Raw genomic sequence first — 19654 nt, 5'->3', positions numbered from 1 at the left:
GGCGTGGCCGGTCGGGATGTCGGAGGGTGAGCCTAAACTTGGCCTCATCATGAGCCCAACATCCCTGATCGGCGGACACGTGTCCGTGGCGGGCGGCCTGGCGACGGGCGGCCTGAAATACATGACCGAGATCGGCGCCGAGATGATCCAGGTGTTCGTCACCAACCCCCGCGGCTGGGCGCTCACCGAGGGCAGGCCCGACGAGGACGCCAAGCTGGCCGAGTCGGGTGTCGAGACCTTCATCCACGTGCCCTATCTGGTCAACTTCGGCTCGCCGAGCCCGGAGACGCTGGCCAACTCGATCGCGATCGTCCGCCACACGTTGCGGCGCGGCGTGGACACCGGCGCCAAGGGCGTCGTGGTGCACACCGGCTCGGCGGTGACACAGTCGCGCGACGACGCGCTGCGCCAGCTGCGCGACAACCTGCTTCCCCTGCTGGAGGAGATCCCCGACGGCGGGCCGGACCTGCTGCTGGAGCCGATGGCGGGGCAGGGCGCCATGTTGTGCGCCACCGTCCAGGATCTGGAGCCCTACCTGGCGACGCTGGACTGGCATCCGCGGGCCGGCATCTGCCTCGACACCTGCCACGCTTTCACCGCCGGCCACGACCTCAGCGCCGAGGGCGGGGTGGCGGAGACGTTCGACGCGCTGCACAAGATCGCGCCCGGGCGGCTCAAGCTGATCCACGCCAACGACTCGAAGGACCCGTGCGGGTCCAAGAGGGACCGCCACGAGAACATCGGGGCCGGGCACATCGGCGCCCAGCCGTTCGCCGACCTGATGCGGCATCCGGCGGTGGCGGGCGTCCCGATCTGCATCGAGACGCCGGGCAAGGCTCCCAAGCACGCCGAGGACATCGCCCTGCTGAAGAAGCTGCGTGACGGCTGAGCCGTCCCGGAGGGCCGTCCCCGAGGACGGTGATCCGGAAACCGTGATAGGGACGCCCGCTCTCGCGATCCGGCCGCCCCCGAAGGCCGGATCGCGGGCCGGTGTGACGGCCCAGGCGGACGCCCCTTCACGAACCGGCTTGGCGGGCCCTACCCCCCGGTCAAGGGCCCGACAGCCGCGGCGACCTGCGCGGTCACCGGTGAGTCCGGCGCATCAGAAACTGCGGTGAGCCTCTCGGCTCGTCCCCCCCGATGCGCCGAGGTGGCTTTCCGATGCCGAAACACTACGGTCGCGATCTTGTGGGCGAAACCCCGTTTATAGGCAGCTCGTTGAACGGTCCGTAGCCAGCGATATACGGAGAGTACTGTTGCGATGAGCGGTCACCGCGGTTCGACGAACGGTCGATTCGGGGGCTCGCAACGCGCTCCGGCGGATTCAACCCGGCCCCCGTCCACTCGCCCCACGCCGCAGCCGACCGGTTTGACCAGGGGAATCACGACCATCGCGGCGAAGGCGAGCGGCACGGCGACCGGGTGCGGGGCGCGAACCGTGCACGCCCATTTCACGCCCACCTTGCGCCGCAGAACGCACCTCCCCGGCTGACCGCGGCACCCGCGTCAGGCACGACAGCCAAGCGCCTGCGACGCCACCAGGACGCCTCCAGAGGCGGCCATGACGGGCCGCAAGGCCCCAGGCGCATAGACGTTCCCCGCCGCCATCCCACGGCTCCAGGAAGCTTCCTGACGGACGACGGCGGCTACAGGGCGGCGGCCGGGAGCGTCACGACATCACACCCCTGTGCTGGCGCACGAGCTGCTCGCGCACCTGCCGGCTGTGCCGCCTGCTGACTTGGAGCGTCTCCGTGCCGACGGTGAGGGTCACCCGCCCGCCTTCGAACCTCAGCTCGCTGACGTGCCTGGCCGACACCAGCGTGCTGCGGTGGATGCGCAGGAATCCATCCTCCGACCAGCGTCGCTCCAGCGCGGCCAGCGACATGCGCACCAGATAGCTGCCGTCGACGGTGTGCAGGCGCACGTAGTCGCCCTTGGCCTCGGCGAACCAGACGGCCTGCTGCGGCACGAACCTGGTCCGCCCGCCCAGCTCGACCGGGATCACGTCGTCCTGGCCGGGCTCGGGCGCGGGGGCGGTGGCGGCCTCCAGCCGGCGCACGGCCTCGGCCAGCCGCTCGGCCCGCACCGGCTTCAGCAGATAGTCCACGGCCTCCAGCTCGAACGCCTGCACCGCGCACTCCTCGTGCGCCGTGACGAACACCAGCCGGGGCGGGCTCGGGAAGCCCCCGACCAGCCTGGCCAGGTCCAGCCCGTCGAGCCCGGGCATCCGGATGTCGAGGAACACCCCGTCGAGCCGCTCGCCGCCGCCGATCATCTGGACCATGTCCTGCAGTGCCGTGACGCCGTCGGCCGCGGTCATCACGTGCTCGATCCGGTCGTCCTGGCGCAGCAGATAGGCGAGCTCCTCCAGGGCGGGCACCTCATCATCCACGGCCAGAACTCTCAGCATGTCCCCCACGCTGCCGCATGCGAGCAAAGGCCACAAGCGACACGCCAACATAACGTAAGGAAATGACTACAATGAGCTAAGTTGCGTCTTGGGCACCCGCAGCCGCACCTTGGTGCCGGCGCCCAGCGCCGTCTCGACGACAAGTCCGTAGCCGTCGCCGTAGATCTGGCGCATCCGCAGATGCACGTTGGCCAGCCCGATGCCGCTGCCCTCGCGGGCGGGGTCGGCGTCCAGGATGCGCCTGGCGCACTCCGGGTCCATCCCGGCGCCGTCGTCCTCGACCGTGATGTGCGCCTCGGGGCCGGCGTCGCGCACCACGACGCGGACCTCGCCGGCGCCGCGGCGGCCGCGCATGCCGTGCTTGATGGCGTTCTCGACCAGCGGTTGCAGGCACAGGAACGGCACGGGCACGGGCAGCACCTCCGGCGCCACCTGCATGCTGAAGCGCAGCCTGTCGCCGAACCGGGCACGCTCCAGCAGCAGGTAACGGTCGACGCAGGTCAGCTCGTCGGCCAGGGTGGTGAAGTCATGGGCCCGGCCCAACGCGTACCGGGCGAAGTCGGCGAAGTCGAGCAGCAGCTCGCGGGCGCGCTTGGGGTCCGTGCGGACGAACGAGGCGATCGTCGTCAGCGCGTTGTAGACGAAGTGCGGCGAGATCTGCGCACGCAGCGCGCGCATCTCCGCCTCGAGCGCGTGCCGCCGCGAGGCGTCGAGCTCGGCCAGCTCCAGCTGGCCGGAGACCCAGCGGCCGACCTCGGACACGGTACGGACCAGCGCGGCGCTGATCTCGTCGTCGAAGGCCGCCAGCGCCCCGACGACCGTGCCGTCCACGGTCAGCGGCACCACGACGGCCCCGTGCGGCTCTCCCGCGAACACCTCTGGCCGCCCGGCGGCCAGCGCGGCGCGAGCGTAGGTGACGACGTCGTCCGTGCACGGCCCGTCCCAGGCGAGCGCGGCCTCGGTCGAGGTGATCGCGACGGCGCGGGTGCCCAGCAACGCGCGCAGATGGCGTACGGCCTTGCGAGCGGAGTCGCGGTTGAGCCCCGTGCGCAGGGCCGGGGCGGCCATCGCGGCGATGTGCAGCGTGGCGAACGTCGCCTCTTCCTTACACCGGCCGGCCGGTGGTGGCGCGGCGCGGCGCGAGCGCGCCCGGGCGAGGACGTGGCCGGCGACGAAGGCCAGGCTTGACAGCGCCACGCACGCGGTGGTCAGCATGCGAGTAACCGTAGCCAAGAACGCATCGTGTCCGGGCCGAAACGGAGAGTGAAATCAGGGTGGTCCCTCGCCGGGTTCTTCCTGGTAGGAGTAGCGCTGCTCGCGCCAGGGATCGGCGATGTTGTGGTAGCCGCGCTCCTCCCAGAAGCCTCGGCGATCTTCGAGGAGGTATTCGATGCCGCGCACCCATTTGACGCTCTTCCACGCGTACAGGTGAGGGACCACGATCCGCAGCGGATAGCCGCGGTCGGGGCTGAGCGGTTTTTCGTCAAGCTCCATGGCGAACAGCGTGTCGGGCGCGGAGAAATCGGACATGCGCAGGTTGGCGCTGTAGCCGTATTCGGCCCAGATCATCACGTGCCGGACGCCGGGGTCGGGCGGGGCGGCCGCCATGATCGTGGCCGGGGCGACCCCGCGCCACTCGTTGGCCATGAGCGAGAACTTGGTGACGCAGTGGAAGTCGGCGAGGCGGGTGGTGCGGGGCAGCGCCTCGAACTCGCCCCAGGTGAAGCGGTGCTCCGCTCCTGAGGCGGTGGCCCCGAAGACGCGGAAGTCCCAGCTCTCCGGCTTGAACAGCGGCACTCTGCCGTAGTGGATCACGGGTCGGCCGCGCGGGACGTACTGGCCTGGAGGCAGGCGCGACTCCTCCACGATCACTCCCCTCACCGGTCTCGCGTCTTGGGCCATCCTGCCATCGGACCGCTTGTGGCTCGCGCGCGGGTCTCGTGCGCTACCATTACGGGCTATGCGCACCGCGTACGTGTTTTGGTATGGCGACGGACCCGAGTCCGTTCGCCACCTGACGCTGCGCTAGCAGACAGGCGAACGAAGGCCCCGGGTCCGACAGGACCCGGGGCCTTCTGTGTTTTCACAGGAGGATTTCAGATGGTGATCGTGATGGGGCCCGAGGCCACACCCGCGGATCTGGCGTCGATCGTCGAGGTCGTCCAGGCGGCCGGGGTGGAGGCGTTCGTCAGCAAGGGGGTGCGGCGCACGATCGTCGGCCTGGTCGGCGACGTGACACAGCTCGACGAGGCGAGCCTGCGCGGCATGGGGGGCGTGCGCGAGGTCATGCGCGTGTCCACGCCGTACAAGCTGGTCAGCAGGGAGAATCATCCGGAACGCTCCACGATCCACGTGGGCGGCGTGCCGATCGGTCCCGACACTGTGACGTTGATCGCGGGGCCGTGTGCCGTGGAGACGCATCAGCAGACCCTCGACGCGGCAAGGATGGCCCAGGCGGCCGGGGCGACGTTGCTGCGCGGCGGCGCGTTCAAGCCGCGCACCTCGCCGTACGCCTTCCAGGGACTGGGCGAGAAGGGCCTGCGCATCCTGGCCGACGTGCGCGAGGAGACCGGGCTGCCGATCGTCACCGAGGTGGTGGACGCCCAGGACGTGGCGCTGGTGGCCTCCTACGCGGACATGCTGCAGGTCGGCACCCGCAACATGCAGAACTTCGCGCTGCTGCAGGCCGTCGGCGCCGCGGGGAAGCCGGTGATGCTCAAGCGCGGCATGAGCTCCACGATCGAGGAGTGGCTCATGGCCGCCGAGTACATCGCCCAGCGCGGCAACCTCGATATCGTGCTGTGCGAGCGGGGCATCAGGACGTTCGAGAAGGCGACCCGCAACACGCTCGACGTGTCGGCCGTGCCGGTGGCGCAGCGCCTGTCCCACCTGCCGGTCATCGTCGATCCTTCGCACTCGGGCGGGCGGCGCGACCTGGTGCTGCCGCTGACCCGGGCGGCCATCGCGGTCGGCGCGGACGGTGTGATCATCGACGTGCACCCGCAGCCCGAGCAGGCGCTCTGCGACGGCCCGCAGGCTCTGATCGACTCCGACCTGGGCGAGCTGGCCCAGGTCATGACCGACTTCCCGGCTATGCTCGGCAAGTCGGCCGCGACCGTGGTCACCGTCTGACCTGCCGGCACGGCCGGGCCGGCTGGGTGTACTCAGCGGTAACTTGAGTATTTCGCCCGATGCGCCGCGCCGGCCCGGGAACACACCATGGGCGCATGACGAAGCCCATCCAACCGACGCAGACCACCGCGTTCTACGTCCAGGCGATCCTGTCGTTCGCCGTCTCGCTGACCTCCGTGGTGATCGCCCTGGTCTACCTGCCCGTCGAAGGGTGGATCAGGGCGTTCCTCGGGCTCGGGCTGCTGTACGTGGTCACCTCCACGGTCACGCTCTGCAAGGTCGTACGCGACCGGCAGGAGCTGGCCGAGGTGAGCAAGCGCGTCGACCAGGCCAGGCTCGACAAGCTGCTGACCGAGCACGACCCGTTCAAGGTCGACGCCTGACCTGACGACGGCGATCGCCGGCGGGCGGATCCGGGGCAGGGACGGCTCTCAGAGGTCGCGTGTCCACCACTGCTCGGTGAGCTCGATCCCGTTCTCCCTCCCCTTCTCCTCCTTCTCCAGCTGGAACCCGGCTGCCTGGTAGATGCGCCGCGCGCTCACCAGGCAGTCGCGCGTCCACAGCGTGATGCGCTGGCAGCCCTCCGCCTTGGCGTGCCGCAGGCACTCCTCCACCAGCCGCCGGCCGAGGCCCATCCCGCGCGCGGACGGCTCGACCAGCAACATCCGCAGCTTGGCCGTCGTGTCGTCCTGACGCACGTAGAACACGCACCCGGCGCGTTCCCCGCCGGCCTCGGCGATCCATCCGGCGTCCTTGGAGAAGTCGAGATCGCCCACGATCTTCGCGACGGTCTGCTCGAACGCGGTGCCCCAGCCGTATTCGCGGCTGTAGAGCTCGCCGTGCCGGTAGACGACCCAGCCCAGATCGCCGGTTCGCGGCGGCCTGATCACGTACGGCTCCCGGCCGGGCTCCGGCGCCAGCAGGCCCCTGATCGTCGCCATGCTCGCCACCAGCCGCTCCTGGTCCTCCTCCGGCAGCCCGGACAGCAGCCGCTCGATCTCCTCGGCCGAGCGCTTGTCGAGCCCGGCGAAGGTGGCCGCGCCCGCGGGCGTGAGGCGTACGAGCTGCTTGCGCGCGTCGGCGGCGGACCGCTCGCGCTCGACCAGCCCGTCGCTCTCGAACCGGGTCAGGATCCTGCTGAGGTAGCCCGCGTCCAGGTCGAGCAGGGCACGCAGCTCACCGGTCTCCAGTCGCTCGGCGTGCGCGAGCTCGAACAGCACCCGCACCTCGGTCAACGAGTACGGCGAGTCGAGCAGCCCTGACTGCAGAACGCCGATCACCTTCGTATAGAACCGATTGAAGGCTCTGATCTCAGAAACCCTTGCTTCTGTCAACGAACTCACTGTCATAGTCAACCATGGAAGGATCGCCGCTGTGAAGCAGCTGCGCATTGGCGGATACGGCCCAGGCATCGTCACCATCGCCGCGGGTGTCAGCCCGGGTCTCACCGAAGTCGCGGCGCCGTCGTTCCTGGCCGCCCACCCCTCGCTGCCGGTGCTGTACGCGGCGAGTGAGCTCGACAGCGGCGTGCTCACCGCCTTCGACGCCCGCGACGGGCTGACGCCGCTGGACGAGCGGCCGAGCGAGGGCTCGCTGCCCTGTCACGTGGCCGTCGATCCCACGGGGAGCCTGCTGGCGGCGGCCAACTACGGCGACGGCACGGCGATCATCCAGCGGCTGGACGGGCGGGGCGCGTTCGACGGCGACCCGATGGTGCTGCGCCACAAGGGCTCGGGCCCGGTCGCCGGCCGCCAGGAAGGTCCGCACGCCCACCAGGCCGTCTTCCACGACGGCCTGCTGCACGTCTCCGACCTCGGCACGGACGAGATCCGCCGCTACCGCTACGACGGGACGCCGGTGGAGCCGATCGTCCTGTACCCGGGCACCGGCTCGCGGCACTTCGCCTTCGCGGGCTCCCGCCTGTACGTGGCAGGCGAGCTCGACGGCGCCGTCACCCTCATCAACGGCGAGTGGCGCACGGTCGCGCCCGCCTCCCGTCACGAGGGCGAGAACTACCCGTCCCACCTGCAGCTCGAGGGCGACCTGGTCTATGTGGGCAACCGGGGGCCCAACACGATCTCGGTGCTGCGCGCCGCCGACCTGTCCCTGGTGGCCGAGGTGCCCTCGGGAGGCGACTGGCCCCGGCACTTCGCCATCGACGGCGACCGTCTGTACGTGGCCAATCAGCGCTCGAACGCCGTGACCGTCTTCGCGCTGCGCGACGGCGTCCCGGAGCCGACCGGCGAGGCGTACGAGGTCGAGAGCCCGGCCTGCGTGCTGATCGCGTAGGGGACGCCGACCTGGCGATCAGGTACGAATCCACCGTCCCCGCCGCCACACAACCCAGCCGTGCTCGGGGAAATGCTGGGCGAATTCCCTTGGACGCTCTATGCCCGTTTCGGGGACAACGAGCGCAGTGACCCATTTTGCCCCGGCGTCGGTGGCCGACACACTCGCGAAATTTCCTCTGTGCGATGTTTGCGTTACGGACCTGGCGTTTGGTCTAGACCACTGCCCGCGCGGACGGGCAGAATGCGAGTCTGAATACTGAGGTTTGGTTCGTGAACCCCATCGGGAGGAACCCGCCATGCGTATTGGAGTGCTCACAGGGGGCGGCGACTGCCCCGGGCTCAACGCCGTGATCAGGGCAGTGGTGCGTAAGGGGGTGAGCGTCTACGGCCACGAGTTCGTCGGCTTCCGCGACGGCTGGCGCGGCCCCCTCGAAGGCGACACGATGCCGCTGGACATCCAGTCCGTGCGCGGCATCCTGCCCCGCGGCGGGACCATCCTGGGCTCCTCCCGGACCAATCCCATCAAGATCGAGGGCGGAGTCGACCGGATCAAGGACAACCTGGCCGCCACCGGCGTGGACGCGCTGATCGCCATCGGCGGCGAGGACACCCTCGGCGTCGCCAAGCAGCTCTACGACCGCGGCGTCCACGTCGTGGGCGTGCCCAAGACCATCGACAACGACCTGTCGGGCACCGACTACACCTTCGGCTTCGACACCGCCGTCAACATCGCGACGGAGGCCATCGACCGCCTCCACACCACCGCCGAGTCCCACCACCGCGCCCTCATCTGCGAGGTCATGGGCCGGCACGCGGGCTGGATCGCGCTGCACGCGGGCATGGCGGGCGGCGCCAACGTCATCCTCATCCCGGAGAAGCCGTTCGACATCGACCAGGTCTGCGAATACGTCGAGTCCCGCTTCCGCACCCGCTACTCGCCGATCATCGTGGTCGCCGAGGGCGCGCACCCGATCGAGGGCCAGATGGAGCTGCAGGCCGGCGAGCTCGACGCCTTCGGCCACGTCCGGCTGGGCGGCATCGGTGAGATGCTGGCCAAGGAGATCGAGAAGCGCACCGGCAAGGAGGCGCGCACCACGGTGCTCGGCCACATCCAGCGCGGCGGCACCCCGTCGGCCTACGACCGGGTGCTGGCCACCAGGTTCGGGCTGCAGGCCATCGACGCGGCCCACGAGGGCGACTACGGCACGATGGTCGCCCTGCGCGGCACCGACATCGTCCGCGTCGGCCTCGACGAGGCCACGGCCGAGCTGAAGACCGTGCCGGTGGAGCGGTATTCCGAGGCCGAGGTCTTCTTCGGTTAGTTGAAAGCGATTTGCAAGCGGCGCCCGTACCTTTGAGTCAGCGGGGTTTCCGCTACAACCCGCTCAAGGGTACGGCTTGCGCCGCAGCGAGTCGGCGGCCCACCACGCGTCGCAAGCCGTACCCTCTCACCTAGCCGGTCACCGCCGGGGCGTGCCGAAGAGATCGACTTCCGGCGCGCCCTCGTCGCGGTCGCGCAGTCGCTCCCTGAACTCAGCCTCGCTGCGCAGCTCCTTCTCCGATGGCGACAGGATGACGGTGAGCAGCAGCCCCACGGTGATCACACTGATGCCGACGATCAGCGGCAGCAGGAAGTCGAGGGCTTTCGCGCCGGACAACGGCCCAGCCTCGCCGTGCATCTGCACTGCCATGGAGTACATGCCCGTGTAATGCATGCCGCAGACCGCCACGCCCATGACCAGCGCCGCCGCGCCGATCTTGAGAGCGCCGCTGACCCGCAGCGTGAACCACAGCGCCACCGTCGCCGCCGCGATCGCGATCAGGACCGAGAGCGACACGATGACGGGGTCATAGGTGACGTGGCCGGACATGTTCATGGCGGCCATGCCGAGATAGTGCATGCCGGCCACGCCGCACCCGGTCAGGGTGCCGCCGGCGAGCAGGAACACCAGACGCTCGCCGCCGTACGAGGCGAGGAACAGCCCCATGCCGACGACCACGACCGCGATAAACGCGGAGGCGGCGGTGAGCAGGACGTCGTAGCGAATGACAGAGCCGCTCACCGAGAAGCCGAGCATCGCGATGAAGTGCATGGTCCAGATGCCCGTGCCACCGATCGCGAACGCGGCGCCCACCAGCCAGAACTTGCCCTCGCGCCCGCCCACGAGACGGGCCCGCGAGGTCAGCAGAAGGCCCAGCATCGAACCGATGCTGGACATGATGTACGCGAGCACGGGCGTTAACAGCCCAAAAGTGAAATGGTCGATCGGCGACATACCCCCACCCATCCCCTTACGCACCGATAAGGGAGTATGAGCAGGGTGTCGCCGTCCGCGCAACTACCTTCTGCGTGCCCGCATCGGCGACATTTGCGGCATTTGCTGTATTGGCTGCTGACGGGGTACGGGCGGCGCCGGATAAGTCAGATGTTGCTGCTGGGCGGTGCGCCTGCGCAATTCGAGTTTGGCGACGAGTTCGGCGTCCTCGTGCAGTTCCTCTTCCGACGGGGACAGGATCACCATGAGCAGCATGGTCAGCGTGATCAGGCTGATCACGGTCATGAGCGGGACGAGGAAGTCCAGCGCGTCGGCTCCGGCGACCACACCGGGCGCGGCGTCGACCGTGACGCGCATCGCGTACATGCCGGTGTAGTGCATACCCGCGACGGCCACGCCCATGACGAGCGCGGCGGCGGTGATCCAGACGGGCTTCTTGACGCGCAGCGTGAACCAGAGCGCCACCGTCGCGGCGACCACCGCGATGCCCACCGAGAGCGCCACGACGAGGCGGTCGTAGGAGACGTGGGCGGACATGTTCATCGCGTACATGCCCAGGTAGTGCATGGAGGCCACCCCGAGGCCGGTGAGCAGGCCGCCGCCGAGGAGCGCCAGGATCCGGCCGCGGCCGTACGAGACGAGGAACAGGCCGGTGCCCACGACCACGATCGCCACCACCGCCGAGGCGACGGTGAGCGGCACGTCGTACTTGATCTGGGTGCCCTCCACATCGAAGCCCATCATGGCGATGAAGTGCATGACCCAAATGCCGGTGCCGCCGATGGACACGGCCGCGCCGAGCAGCCAGCGCGCCCGGGTGCCACCCCGGGAGGCATGGGCCTGGGCGGTGAGCCGCAGGCCAAGCATCGACCCCATGCAGGACATCACGTAGGCGAGCACCGGCGTGAGCAGGCCATGGGTGAAATGATTTACAGCGGAGGTCATAGACGGAGTTCCTTGAGTTAGGGGTCCCCGGATTGTGCCATCCGGGATGTCCCTTTCGCATGGATACCAGAACTATCTGTCAAGGTCCCTGTCGGAAACATGAGAGGGTCTCATGGCTATCGAGGTCCCGTTCTGGCGGGCGATCGCGGTCTATCGCGTGGCGTCGCTGGTCTACGCGGCCGTGCTCATGGCGCAGCAGCGCGGCTACGGACAGCCGGTCGCGGGCTGGCTGGTCATCGGCGTGATGGCGCTGTGGACGGCGGGCGCGACGTACGCCTATTCGGTCCCGGTGCTGCGGCGGTGGCCGCTGCTGGTCATGGACCTGCTGGTGACGTTGGCGTGCCTGCTGTCCTCGCCGTACGTGCAGGGCTCCTTACCGGGCGCCGCCGGCACGACGCCGCTCCCCGCGACCTGGGTGGCGGGGATGATGCCGGTCCCCGCGACCTGGGTGGCCGGGCCCGTACTCGCCTGGGCCGTCTACGGCGGGCGGCGCGCGGGGGCGGTGGCGGCCGCCGTGGTGGCGGCCGGCGACCTGTGGTTCGTCCGCACGCCCGACGAGTCTGTTGTGATCAACGGGGCGGTCCTGCTGTTCCTCGCGGGCGTCGTGGTCGGCCACGTGGCCCGGCTGGCCAAGCAGGCCGAGGAGCGCATGCAGCGGGCCATCGAGATGGAGGCCGCCCAGCGCGAGCGTGACCGCCTGGCGCGCGACATCCACGACTCGGTCCTGCAGGTCCTGGCGCTGGTCCAGCGGCGCGGGCGGCAGATCGGCGGGGAGGCCGCCGAGTTGGGGCGCCTGGCCGGCGAGCAGGAGGCCGCGCTGCGCGAGCTCATCGCCACCCGGCCCGCAGCCCCCAGGGGCACGACCGACCTACGCTCCCTGCTGCTGCGGTACGGCTCGCCCGAGGTGACGGTCTCCACCCCCGCGACCCCGTTGATCCTGCCGGCCGAGACGGCCAGAGGAGCGGCCGCGGCTGTCAAGGCCGCCCTTGACAACGTGCGCGCGCACTGCGGGCCGCAGGCACGCGCCTGGGTGCTGGCCGAGTCGGGCGAGGGGACGGTGACGGTCAGCATCCGAGACGACGGGCCCGGCATCCCGGACGGCCGCCTCGACCAGGCCCGCGCCGACGGCCGCCTGGGGGTGGCGGAATCCATCCGGGGGCGGGTGGCGGAGTTGGGAGGCCAGGTCTCGATCGTCAGCGTCCCCGGGCAGGGCACCGAGGTCGAAATCACCCTCCCGTCCTGACATCCGCCGTCACGGCGCCCCGCCCGCGCCCCGGCGCCGCCTGCACCCGACACCGCCCGCGCCCCCAGCCGCCCGGCCAACGAGTGAACGGCGACCGAGCGCGCCACCGGCCCGCCATACCGGCCGGGCGGCCACCAGGGCCCGCTGTCACGGAGTGTGTGCCGTCACCAGACGCGCTGGCATCAGCCGGCCCCGCCATCGGGCCCGTGCGGGTCGTGCGGCGCTCCCATCGGGCGGCGCAGCCATCACGCGACGCAGCCATCACGCGACGCAACCATCACGCGACGCAACCATCACGCGACGCAACGCAGCCCTCGCGCGACGCAGCCGGACAGCATCCCGGCGACCGGGCTCGGCGGCGTCAGCCTGCGACGTCTGCACGTCCGCATCGCGGCCGCCCGGGCGCTTGCCTGTCAGGTGGCTGCCACCTAGCGCGCCACCAGCCCGCCGGATCGGCCTAGCGGCCAGCAGGGCCCGCTGCCACGGGGATGTGTGCTGTCACCAGACGCGCTGCCCTCAGCCGGCCCCCATCGGGCCGGTACGGGCCGGCCGACGCAGCCATCGGACGGCCCCGCCATCGGGCCAGTGCGGGACGGGCGACGCAGCCATCCCCCGGCGCAGCCATCCCCCGGCGCCGCGCGGCGCCATCGGGCGGCGCAGCCATAGGGCCGGTACGGGTCGGTCGGCGGGCGGTGGCGGTTTAGAGTTGCGGCATGGTGCGGGTCATGGTGGTGGACGACCATCCCATGTGGCGCGACGGGGTCGCCAGAGACCTCGCCGAGGCGGGCTACGAGGTCGTGGCCGCCGTCGGGGAGGGCCGGCAGGCGATACGCGCGGCCGCGGCGGTGCGGCCCGACGTCGTCGTGCTCGACCTGCGGCTGCCCGACATGCCGGGTGCGGTGGTGGCCGCCGGGCTGGCCGAGGTGGAGCCGCCGCCTCGCGTGCTGGTGTTGTCGGCCAGCGCCGAGCAGGACGACGTGCTGGAGGCGGTCAAGGCGGGTGCGTCCGGATATCTGGTGAAGTCGGCCAGCAGGGAGGAGTTCCTCGACGCGGTCCGCCGTACCGCCGAGGGCGACGCCGTCTTCACCCCCGGCCTCGCCGGACTCGTGCTCGGCGAATACCGGCGGCTGGCCGCGCAGGACGTGCCGGATGACGGGTCGGCCGAGGGGCCGCGCCTGACGGACCGGGAGACCGAGGTCCTGAGGCTGGTCGCCAAGGGGTTGTCGTACAGGCAGATCGCCGACCGCCTGGTGCTCTCCCACCGCACCGTGCAGAACCACGTGCAGAACACCCTCCGCAAGCTCCAGCTCCACAACCGTGTGGAGCTGGTGCGATATGCGATCGAGCAAGGACTGGACGCGGACTAAACTCAAGAGGGCTCGGCGTTGCCTTCAACACGTGCCCGTTCCCCGTCTTCCCGGAGGTTCCACCATGACGATGTCCGCCCTGGGCGAGCCGTGCGTTCTGCTCAAGCTGGGCGAGATCGTCCTCAAGGGCAAGAACCGCGAGGTGTTCGAGCGGCGCTTGATCGCCAACATCCGCGACGCGCTGCAGAGCCTCGACATCAAGGTCGACGTGCGCAAGCGGCACGGCGTCTTCGCGATCTTCCTGCCCCAGGGCGCCACCGCCGAGCAGGCCGAGGCCGTGGCCCAGCGGGTCGCCGACGTGCCCGGGCTGGTCTGGATCCACCGCGCCTGGCGGGTCGCCAAGGACCCCGACGCCGTGCTCAAGGCCGGCCTGGAGCTGGTGGGCGAGAGCGAGGAGGTCAAGCGGGGCGCCCGTTTCGCGGTCCGCTCCCGCCGCCGCGACAAGCGCTTCCCCCTGCGCTCCAACGAGCTCGACCGGCTCGTCGGCGGCGCGATCAACGACGAATACGGCCTGCCGGTCGATCTGAAGAACCCCGAGCTGACCGTCTTCATCGAGGTCGACAGGGACGAGGTGTTCGTCTTCACCGGCGGCATCCCCGGCCAGGGCGGCCTGCCGGTCGGCAGCAGCGGCAGGGCGCTGGTGCTCATGTCGGGCGGCATCGACTCGCCGGTGGCGGCCTACCGGATGATGCGGCGCGGCCTGCACGTCGACTTCCTGCACTTCTCCGGCATCCCGTTCACCACGTCCGAGTCGATCTACAAGGCGTACGCGCTGGTCAGGAAGCTCGACAGGTTCCAGGGCAAGTCGCGGCTGTGGGTGGTGCCGTTCGGCAAGGCGCAACAGTCGATCCGCACCTCCGGCCAGGACCGGCTGGCCGTGATCGCGCAGCGGCGGCTCATGCTCAAAACGGCCGAGGAGGTCGCCCACCGCATCCACGCCGCCGCGCTGATCACCGGCGACGCGCTCGGCCAGGTCTCCTCGCAGACCCTGACCAACATCACCGCCCAGGACAACGCGGTGGACCTGCCGATCCTGCGGCCGCTGGTGGGCTGGGACAAGACCGAGATCATGGCCGAGGCCCGGCGCATCGGCACGCTGGAGATCTCCGAGCTGCCCGATGAGGACTGCTGCTCGTTGCTGGCTCCCAAGCGTGCCGAGACGCGGGCCAAGATCGAGGACCTGAAGCAGATCGAGAAGCGACTCGACGCCGAGGAGCTCTGCGTGCAGCTCGCCGACTCGATCCAGGAATACACGCTCTAGCCGGCCACCCTGCTTTCCCTTCGCCGGGACCTCTCGGGCCACCAGTTGAGCGGCCCGGCCAGGCGCATGAGAGCCGGCACGAGCACCGCCCTGATCACGGTCGCGTCCACCAGCACGGCCACGGCCATGCCGACGCCCAGCATCTGCACGAACGTCACCTGCGCGGTGGCGTACGCGGCGAAGGTGAGCGCCAGGATGCCGCCGGCCGCCGTGATCAGGGGCGCGCCCCGCTGCAGGCCGGTGGCCACGGCCTCCTCGGTGTCGCCGGTCCTGTCGTACTCCTCCTTGATGCGTGACAGCAGGAACACCTCATAGTCCATGGACAGGCCGTAGGCCACGCAGAGCATGAGGATGGGGATGCTCGGGTCGAGCGTGCCCGTCGGGGTGAAGCCGAGCAGGCCTGACAGGTTGCCGTCCTGGAAGATCCAGACGATGGCGCCGAACATGACGCCGAGGCTGAGGACGTTCAGCAGGGTCGCCTTGATCGGAAGGATCAGGCTGCGCGTCATCAGGAGCAGGACGACGAACGTCACGCCCAGCATGAGCGCCAGCACCAGCGGCAGCCGGTCCACGACTGAGGCCCGGTAGTCGGACAGCTCGGCGGGGTAGCCGCCGACCAGCACGCCGAAGGGCGCTTCCACCGCGCGGACGGCCTCGACGAGCCGTACGGGGTCGTCGGCCAGCGCCGCGGCGGACGGGACCACCGACAGCCACGTGCCCTCCCCCTGGAACCTGGACGGGTCCCCGTCGCCCACCCGCTGCCCGTTCGCGAACGACCCGGCCGCGGAGTCGACCTGGGCCACGCCGGGCAGCCTGGACAGGCTCGCCGCGTACGCGGTGAGCTCGCCCGCCGCGGCCTCGCGCGAGACCAGCTGGATGGCGTCGGTCTCCTCGGCGGGGAACTCCTGGCGGATGACCTCCTGGGTCTGCCGGGAGGGTGCCTCCAGCGGCAGGATGCGGTCATCGGCCACGCCGAAGCGCAGGCCCAGGAACGGCGAGGCGAGCACCAGCAGCAGCACGGTCGCCACTCCCCCGAACACCAGCGGCCGGCGCATCACGCGGGTGGCCAGCGCATGCCAGAACCCCGCCGCCCGCTCCGGCCGCTCCCGCTTGGGCAGCATCGTGCCGCCGATGGTGGCGAGCACGGCAGGCAGCACCAGCACCGCCGCGACCAGGCCACCGATGACGACGGCGATGCCGGAGTAGGCGAAGGAGCGCAGGAAGTCGAACGGCAGCGCGAACAACACCGCGAGCGACGCCGCCACGGTCGCGCCGCTGAACAACACCGTCCGGCCCGCGTGCTCGACCGCCCCGGCGACGGCCGCCGCCCGGTCCTTGCCGTTTCGTGTCTCCTCGCGGAAGCGCTGGATCACGAACAGGCAGTAGTCGATGCCGAGGCCGAGCCCCATGGCCAGGGTGAGGTTCAGGGCGAACGTCGAGATCTCGGTGAATATCAGGACGGCACTCAGGAGGGCCAGCCCGATCACCATCGCGAACAACCCGGCCAGGATCGGCACCAGGGCCGCCATCGCGCGCCGCTGGTAGAGCCAGAGCAGCACGAACGCCAGCGGGAAGATGACGAGCTCGGCCCGGACGAAGTCCTGCCTGGCCAGCGGCACGGTCTCGCGGAAGACCTCCTCCCCTCCCCCGGCCCGCACCTGCAGCAGGTCCGTGCCCCGGGTGATCTCGGGGACCAGCCTGGGCAGCACCCGCGCCCGCACGTGGTCGGCGTCCCCCGGAATGCGGACGACGATCAGCGCGTGCCTGCCGTCCTCACTGCGCATCGTGGCCGGCTTGCCGCGGGTCCAGTACGAGGCCGCCTCGGCGACGTCGGCCTCGCGTCCGACCCGGGCGGTCAGCTCCCTGCCCGCGGTCTCAACGGCCGGATCGTCCACCGTGCCGCTCTTCGCGGTCACCAGGAAGATCATGTCGGGGCTGCCCGTTCCGAACCGCTCGGCCAGCTCGGCCTGCGCCCGGTCGGACTCCGAGCCCGGGGCCTCGAATCTGGCCAGCGACAGCCGGGGCACCGCGCCCGCGGCGAGGACCCCGGCGGCGATCAGGACGAGCAGGGCCAGCGTGAGGACTAGCCTGCGGCGGCGTACCAGGAGGAAGCCGAGCCTGCGTAGCGGCGGGCCCGTGGTCGCCGCGGCGGCGGGCCGCAGGCGCGCGTCCACCGTCATGGCGCGAGCCCCGGGGCGGGCGCGGCCTTGCCGCCCGCGTACGCACCCTGGCAGGGGACGAGCGCAGTTCGCATGGGAACTCCGATCAAAACTCGGTAAACTACTCGTGTTTGCTGTTCCCAACCAGAAATACAAGTAAATGCTCGTATTTGTCAACGAGGTGCCGCATGGCTGAACGCACGGTGCGCCGGCAGGCGCGCGGCCTGAAGCGCATGGAGGAGATCCTCGACGCCGCCGAGCTGGTGATCGCCGAGGTCGGCTACCCGGACCTGACGACGAACCAGGTCGCCGCGCGGGCGGGGATGTCGCCAGGGTCGCTGTATCAGTTCTTCCACAACAAGGAGGAGATCCTGGACGGGCTGGTGTCCCGCTACACCGACGACCGCCAGGAGTTCTGGGCCGCCCGGCTGGCCGAGGTCACGCCGGACGTCCCGCTGGAGGTGCTGGTCGGGCAGCTCGTGGACGAGAGCGTGCGGTTCAAGAGCCGCTCACCGGCCTACTGGTCGCTGCTGTACGGATCCGCCACCGGCGACCGGTTCGCCGCGGCCTCACAGCGGCTGCACGAGGACATCTCCCGGCAGCTCGCGGCCATGCTGCGCCGTCTCAGGCCCGAGCTCGCCGAGGACCGGGCCCGGCTCATGGGCACGATGATGTTGTCCATGGTGAAGACGGTGATGCCGATGATCACCACGGCCACGCCCGAGCACAGCGCCGAACTGGTGGACGAGCTCAAGCTCATGCTCGTCCGCTATTTGACCTAGCCGCGGAAGGGGCCCGTCACTTCGAACGTGTGGCCCTCCGCGCGGCCGCGCCTGGCCGAGAAGTAGAGCCGGTCGCCGCGCGGCGAGAACGCCAGCCCGGTCAGCTCGGCCCCCTCGTGCCCCTCCAGCCGAAGGAACGGCGTGACCGCGCGGTCCGGCGCGATGACGTCGATCTGCATCGTCTCCCTGGCGACGTAGAGGTCGCCGGACGGCGCGGCGGTGATAGCGCGTACGCCCTCGCAGAGCCGGTCGAGTGTGGAGGTCTGCGCGTCATAGGCCCACAGGCCCGTGTCGCCCTTGGTGGTGAAGTAGCAGACCCCGCCCGCGTAGTGGCAGGCCTCGCCGCCGTCGAAGTGGCGGGCGTCCTCAACCTGGTGGCGGGTCTCCTGGAGCAGCGCCGCCGGCGACGGCACCACCCGCCAGTGGCCGGAGGAGCACAGCACCTCCAGCGTGCCCTCGGTCAGATCGCCCCAGTCGCCCGGCCTGAACCGATAGAAGCAGCCGTCGGGCTCGTCCTCGGTCATGTAGACCACGCCGCGCTCGGGGTCGCAGGCCGCGGCCTCGTGTTTGAAGCGGCCCATGGCCAGGCGTGGGCGGGCGGCGCGGGCGCCGTAGGGGTCGCACTCGAAGACGCGGCCGCGGTGGCCGAGCTCGCACGACAACCAGCTGTGCCACGGCGTGGCGCCGCCCGCGCAGTTGAGGTCGGTGCCCGACAGGATGCGGTAGGCGTCGCCGACGCTGCCGTCGGCGCGGAACCGCAGCGCGGAGGCGCCGCCGAGCAGGGGCAGCTCGGAGTTGGAGACGTAGATCCAGCCGTCGCCGTCGGGGAAGCAGGCGCCGCCGTCGGGCGCCGCGTGCCAGGTGAGGCCGGCGATCTTGTGACCCGAGCGGGCCACGACCCGGCCGGTGAACCCCGAGGGCAGCGCGAGACCGCCGGCGCCCGGCAGGCCGAGCGGCCCGTAGGGGCTGGCGCCGCCCGGCAAGAGCGGGCCCGTGCGGAGGAGAGTCTTGTGGGACATCGTGGGGCCTCCCTCTAGGTGCCACGCTAGTCGACCGCACCGACATGAATGGGAGGGACTCGCGACATCAAACTCTGCGCAAACCCCATGGGCCCGTCCCGCGATCATCAGGTTGCGGTGACGTTGCCCCTTCCTGCCGGGTCAGCCGTACGGCATCCGAGAGCGACTCCTCGTAGAGCGGTCCGATCACCTGGCCGCGGTGCCGCTTACGGCATACGAAAGCCCGGGGCCGATGCGGCTCCCGGACTCCCGTCGCGCCTTGGTCACCTCATGGCCTGGAACATCCAGTGCTGCTTGTCGATGTCCTGTGCCACGGAGATGAGCAGGTCCTGGCTGACCGGGTCGGGCTGGTCGGTGGCCCGGACGCGCTCGTGCATGCGCCTGCTGATGCCGTCCAGGACGTCGATGATCGTCGCGAGGACCTTTCCGTCCTCCACCCAGCCGCTCTCCAACTGCGCGAGCTTGGTCGACTTGGCGACCGTGGCGGCCCGGCCGTCCGGGTTGGCCCCAAGGGCGACCGCACGCTCGGCGATGGTGTCCATGTGCGTCCGCGCCATGTCCGTGACCTTGTCGAGCTGAAGGTGGATGGAGCGGAAGTGCGAGCCGATGAGGTTCCAGTGCGCCTGCTTGGCGACCAATGACAGGTCTATGAGATCGACCAGGGCGCCCTGTAGGGCGTCCGCGACCGTGTTCTTGGCGTCTCCCGATAGCGGACCAGTGATCTTCGCCATGTCGTAATTCCTCCCCGTTCGATGAGCTTTGTCCGCTT

At 70.3% G+C, this 19654-nt stretch carries 18 protein-coding genes; 9 read left to right on the top strand and 9 right to left on the bottom strand.

Features of this window, described 5'->3' with window-relative positions:
- The first annotated feature begins 49 nt into the window (after positions 1-49).
- Positions 50-889, top strand: a complete 840-nt coding sequence (locus Q9G87_RS30460; RefSeq protein ID WP_305919944.1) for a deoxyribonuclease IV — start codon at positions 50-52, stop codon at positions 887-889.
- 780 nt (positions 890-1669) lie between these two features.
- Here the strand turns inward: Q9G87_RS30460 and Q9G87_RS30455 are convergent.
- The 3 genes from Q9G87_RS30455 to Q9G87_RS30445 all read right to left on the bottom strand — a co-directional run bounded on the left by Q9G87_RS30455 (position 1670) and on the right by Q9G87_RS30445 (position 4276).
- The gene (locus Q9G87_RS30455; RefSeq protein WP_305919943.1) at positions 1670-2410 is read right to left on the bottom strand and encodes a LytR/AlgR family response regulator transcription factor; all 741 of its coding nucleotides are present in this window, start codon (positions 2408-2410) and stop codon (positions 1670-1672) included.
- A 66-nt stretch (positions 2411-2476) separates the two neighbouring features.
- Positions 2477-3625, bottom strand: coding sequence for a sensor histidine kinase (locus tag Q9G87_RS30450; protein ID WP_305919942.1), 1149 nt, complete (start codon positions 3623-3625; stop codon positions 2477-2479).
- Positions 3626-3679: 54 nt separating this feature from the next.
- On the bottom strand, positions 3680-4276 hold the full coding sequence (locus Q9G87_RS30445; RefSeq protein WP_305919941.1) for a molybdopterin-dependent oxidoreductase: 597 nt from the start codon (positions 4274-4276) through the stop codon (positions 3680-3682).
- A 234-nt stretch (positions 4277-4510) separates the two neighbouring features.
- Here Q9G87_RS30445 and aroF point away from each other — a divergent pair, with 234 nt between their 5' ends.
- Together aroF and Q9G87_RS30435 are read left to right on the top strand one after the other, a co-directional pair.
- Positions 4511-5542 (top strand): 3-deoxy-7-phosphoheptulonate synthase, encoded by a 1032-nt coding sequence (gene aroF / locus Q9G87_RS30440; protein WP_305919940.1) that lies wholly within the window; start codon positions 4511-4513, stop codon positions 5540-5542.
- 95 nt (positions 5543-5637) lie between these two features.
- Positions 5638-5925, top strand: coding sequence for a YiaA/YiaB family inner membrane protein (locus tag Q9G87_RS30435; protein ID WP_305919939.1), 288 nt, complete (start codon positions 5638-5640; stop codon positions 5923-5925).
- Positions 5926-5973: 48 nt separating this feature from the next.
- Here the strand turns inward: Q9G87_RS30435 and Q9G87_RS30430 are convergent, their stop codons facing one another.
- Positions 5974-6822, bottom strand: coding sequence for a bifunctional helix-turn-helix transcriptional regulator/GNAT family N-acetyltransferase (locus tag Q9G87_RS30430; protein WP_305919938.1), 849 nt, complete (start codon positions 6820-6822; stop codon positions 5974-5976).
- A 94-nt stretch (positions 6823-6916) separates the two neighbouring features.
- On the opposite strand from Q9G87_RS30430, the gene Q9G87_RS30425 reads away from it, so the two are divergent.
- Together Q9G87_RS30425 and Q9G87_RS30420 are read left to right on the top strand one after the other, a co-directional pair.
- Positions 6917-7831 carry a lactonase family protein gene (locus Q9G87_RS30425; protein ID WP_305919937.1) on the top strand — a complete coding sequence of 305 codons (915 nt, stop codon included), beginning with the start codon at positions 6917-6919 and terminating at the stop codon, positions 7829-7831.
- Between the two features lie 298 nt (positions 7832-8129).
- Positions 8130-9155: a 6-phosphofructokinase gene (locus Q9G87_RS30420; protein WP_305919936.1), complete on the top strand. Its 1026-nt coding sequence runs from the start codon at positions 8130-8132 to the stop codon at positions 9153-9155.
- Between the two features lie 138 nt (positions 9156-9293).
- Here the strand turns inward: Q9G87_RS30420 and Q9G87_RS30415 are convergent, their stop codons facing one another.
- Positions 9294-10034, bottom strand: coding sequence for an MHYT domain-containing protein (locus Q9G87_RS30415; protein ID WP_305919935.1), 741 nt, complete (start codon positions 10032-10034; stop codon positions 9294-9296).
- A 138-nt stretch (positions 10035-10172) separates the two neighbouring features.
- On the bottom strand, positions 10173-11054 hold the full coding sequence (locus tag Q9G87_RS30410; protein WP_305919934.1) for an MHYT domain-containing protein: 882 nt from the start codon (positions 11052-11054) through the stop codon (positions 10173-10175).
- A 112-nt stretch (positions 11055-11166) separates the two neighbouring features.
- Between Q9G87_RS30410 and macS the strand changes: the two genes are divergently transcribed.
- The 3 genes from macS (at position 11167) to thiI (ending at position 14925) form a co-directional block, all read left to right on the top strand.
- The gene (macS, locus tag Q9G87_RS30405; protein WP_305919933.1) at positions 11167-12297 is read left to right on the top strand and encodes a MacS family sensor histidine kinase; all 1131 of its coding nucleotides are present in this window, start codon (positions 11167-11169) and stop codon (positions 12295-12297) included.
- A gap of 713 nt (positions 12298-13010) precedes the next feature.
- Positions 13011-13664, top strand: coding sequence for a response regulator (locus Q9G87_RS30400; protein WP_305919932.1), 654 nt, complete (start codon positions 13011-13013; stop codon positions 13662-13664).
- A gap of 64 nt (positions 13665-13728) precedes the next feature.
- Entirely contained in the window at positions 13729-14925 is a 1197-nt protein-coding gene (gene thiI, locus Q9G87_RS30395; protein ID WP_305919931.1) for a tRNA uracil 4-sulfurtransferase ThiI, read from the top strand.
- Here the strand turns inward: thiI and Q9G87_RS30390 are convergent.
- Positions 14922-17105 (bottom strand): MMPL family transporter, encoded by a 2184-nt coding sequence (locus Q9G87_RS30390; protein ID WP_305919930.1) that lies wholly within the window; start codon positions 17103-17105, stop codon positions 14922-14924. The two genes, thiI and Q9G87_RS30390, sit on opposite strands and share 4 nt — an antisense overlap.
- 167 nt (positions 17106-17272) lie before the next feature.
- On the opposite strand from Q9G87_RS30390, the gene Q9G87_RS30385 reads away from it, so the two are divergent.
- A complete protein-coding gene (locus Q9G87_RS30385) occupies positions 17273-17866 on the top strand; it encodes a TetR/AcrR family transcriptional regulator (RefSeq protein WP_305919929.1) in 594 nt (197 codons plus the stop codon).
- On the opposite strand, the gene Q9G87_RS30380 is transcribed toward Q9G87_RS30385, so the two are convergent.
- Both Q9G87_RS30380 and Q9G87_RS30375 read right to left on the bottom strand, forming a co-directional pair.
- On the bottom strand, positions 17863-18885 hold the full coding sequence (locus Q9G87_RS30380) for an alkaline phosphatase PhoX (protein ID WP_305919928.1): 1023 nt from the start codon (positions 18883-18885) through the stop codon (positions 17863-17865). The genes Q9G87_RS30385 and Q9G87_RS30380 overlap by 4 nt on opposite strands.
- Before the next feature lie 263 nt (positions 18886-19148).
- Entirely contained in the window at positions 19149-19616 is a 468-nt protein-coding gene (locus Q9G87_RS30375; RefSeq protein WP_305919927.1) for a Dps family protein, read from the bottom strand.
- Positions 19617-19654: the final 38 nt, after the last annotated feature.

This window comes from Nonomuraea turcica (assembly GCF_030718205.1).
GTDB lineage: Bacteria > Actinomycetota > Actinomycetes > Streptosporangiales > Streptosporangiaceae > Nonomuraea.
The sequence above is the reverse complement of the archived record's forward strand: the minus strand, read 5'-3'. Positions and strand labels throughout refer to the sequence as shown.

Excerpts from the sequence above, each read along its gene's own strand:
- Q9G87_RS30390 (WP_305919930.1), bottom strand. The coding sequence starts at position 17,105 with ATGACGGTGGACGCGCGCCTGCGGCCCGCCGCCGCGGCGACCACGGGC.
- Q9G87_RS30450 (WP_305919942.1), bottom strand. The coding sequence starts at position 3,625 with ATGCTGACCACCGCGTGCGTGGCGCTGTCAAGCCTGGCCTTCGTCGCC.
- Q9G87_RS30385 (WP_305919929.1), top strand. The coding sequence starts at position 17,273 with ATGGCTGAACGCACGGTGCGCCGGCAGGCGCGCGGCCTGAAGCGCATG.
- Q9G87_RS30400 (WP_305919932.1), top strand. The coding sequence starts at position 13,011 with ATGGTGCGGGTCATGGTGGTGGACGACCATCCCATGTGGCGCGACGGG.
- Q9G87_RS30460 (WP_305919944.1), top strand. The coding sequence starts at position 50 with ATGAGCCCAACATCCCTGATCGGCGGACACGTGTCCGTGGCGGGCGGC.
- thiI (WP_305919931.1), top strand. The coding sequence starts at position 13,729 with ATGACGATGTCCGCCCTGGGCGAGCCGTGCGTTCTGCTCAAGCTGGGC.
- Q9G87_RS30380 (WP_305919928.1), bottom strand. The coding sequence starts at position 18,885 with ATGTCCCACAAGACTCTCCTCCGCACGGGCCCGCTCTTGCCGGGCGGC.
- aroF (WP_305919940.1), top strand. The coding sequence starts at position 4,511 with ATGGTGATCGTGATGGGGCCCGAGGCCACACCCGCGGATCTGGCGTCG.
- Q9G87_RS30420 (WP_305919936.1), top strand. The coding sequence starts at position 8,130 with ATGCGTATTGGAGTGCTCACAGGGGGCGGCGACTGCCCCGGGCTCAAC.
- Q9G87_RS30415 (WP_305919935.1), bottom strand. The coding sequence starts at position 10,034 with ATGCTGGGCCTTCTGCTGACCTCGCGGGCCCGTCTCGTGGGCGGGCGC.
- Q9G87_RS30410 (WP_305919934.1), bottom strand. The coding sequence starts at position 11,054 with ATGACCTCCGCTGTAAATCATTTCACCCATGGCCTGCTCACGCCGGTG.
- Q9G87_RS30455 (WP_305919943.1), bottom strand. The coding sequence starts at position 2,410 with ATGCTGAGAGTTCTGGCCGTGGATGATGAGGTGCCCGCCCTGGAGGAG.
- Q9G87_RS30375 (WP_305919927.1), bottom strand. The coding sequence starts at position 19,616 with ATGGCGAAGATCACTGGTCCGCTATCGGGAGACGCCAAGAACACGGTC.
- macS (WP_305919933.1), top strand. The coding sequence starts at position 11,167 with ATGGCTATCGAGGTCCCGTTCTGGCGGGCGATCGCGGTCTATCGCGTG.
- Q9G87_RS30435 (WP_305919939.1), top strand. The coding sequence starts at position 5,638 with ATGACGAAGCCCATCCAACCGACGCAGACCACCGCGTTCTACGTCCAG.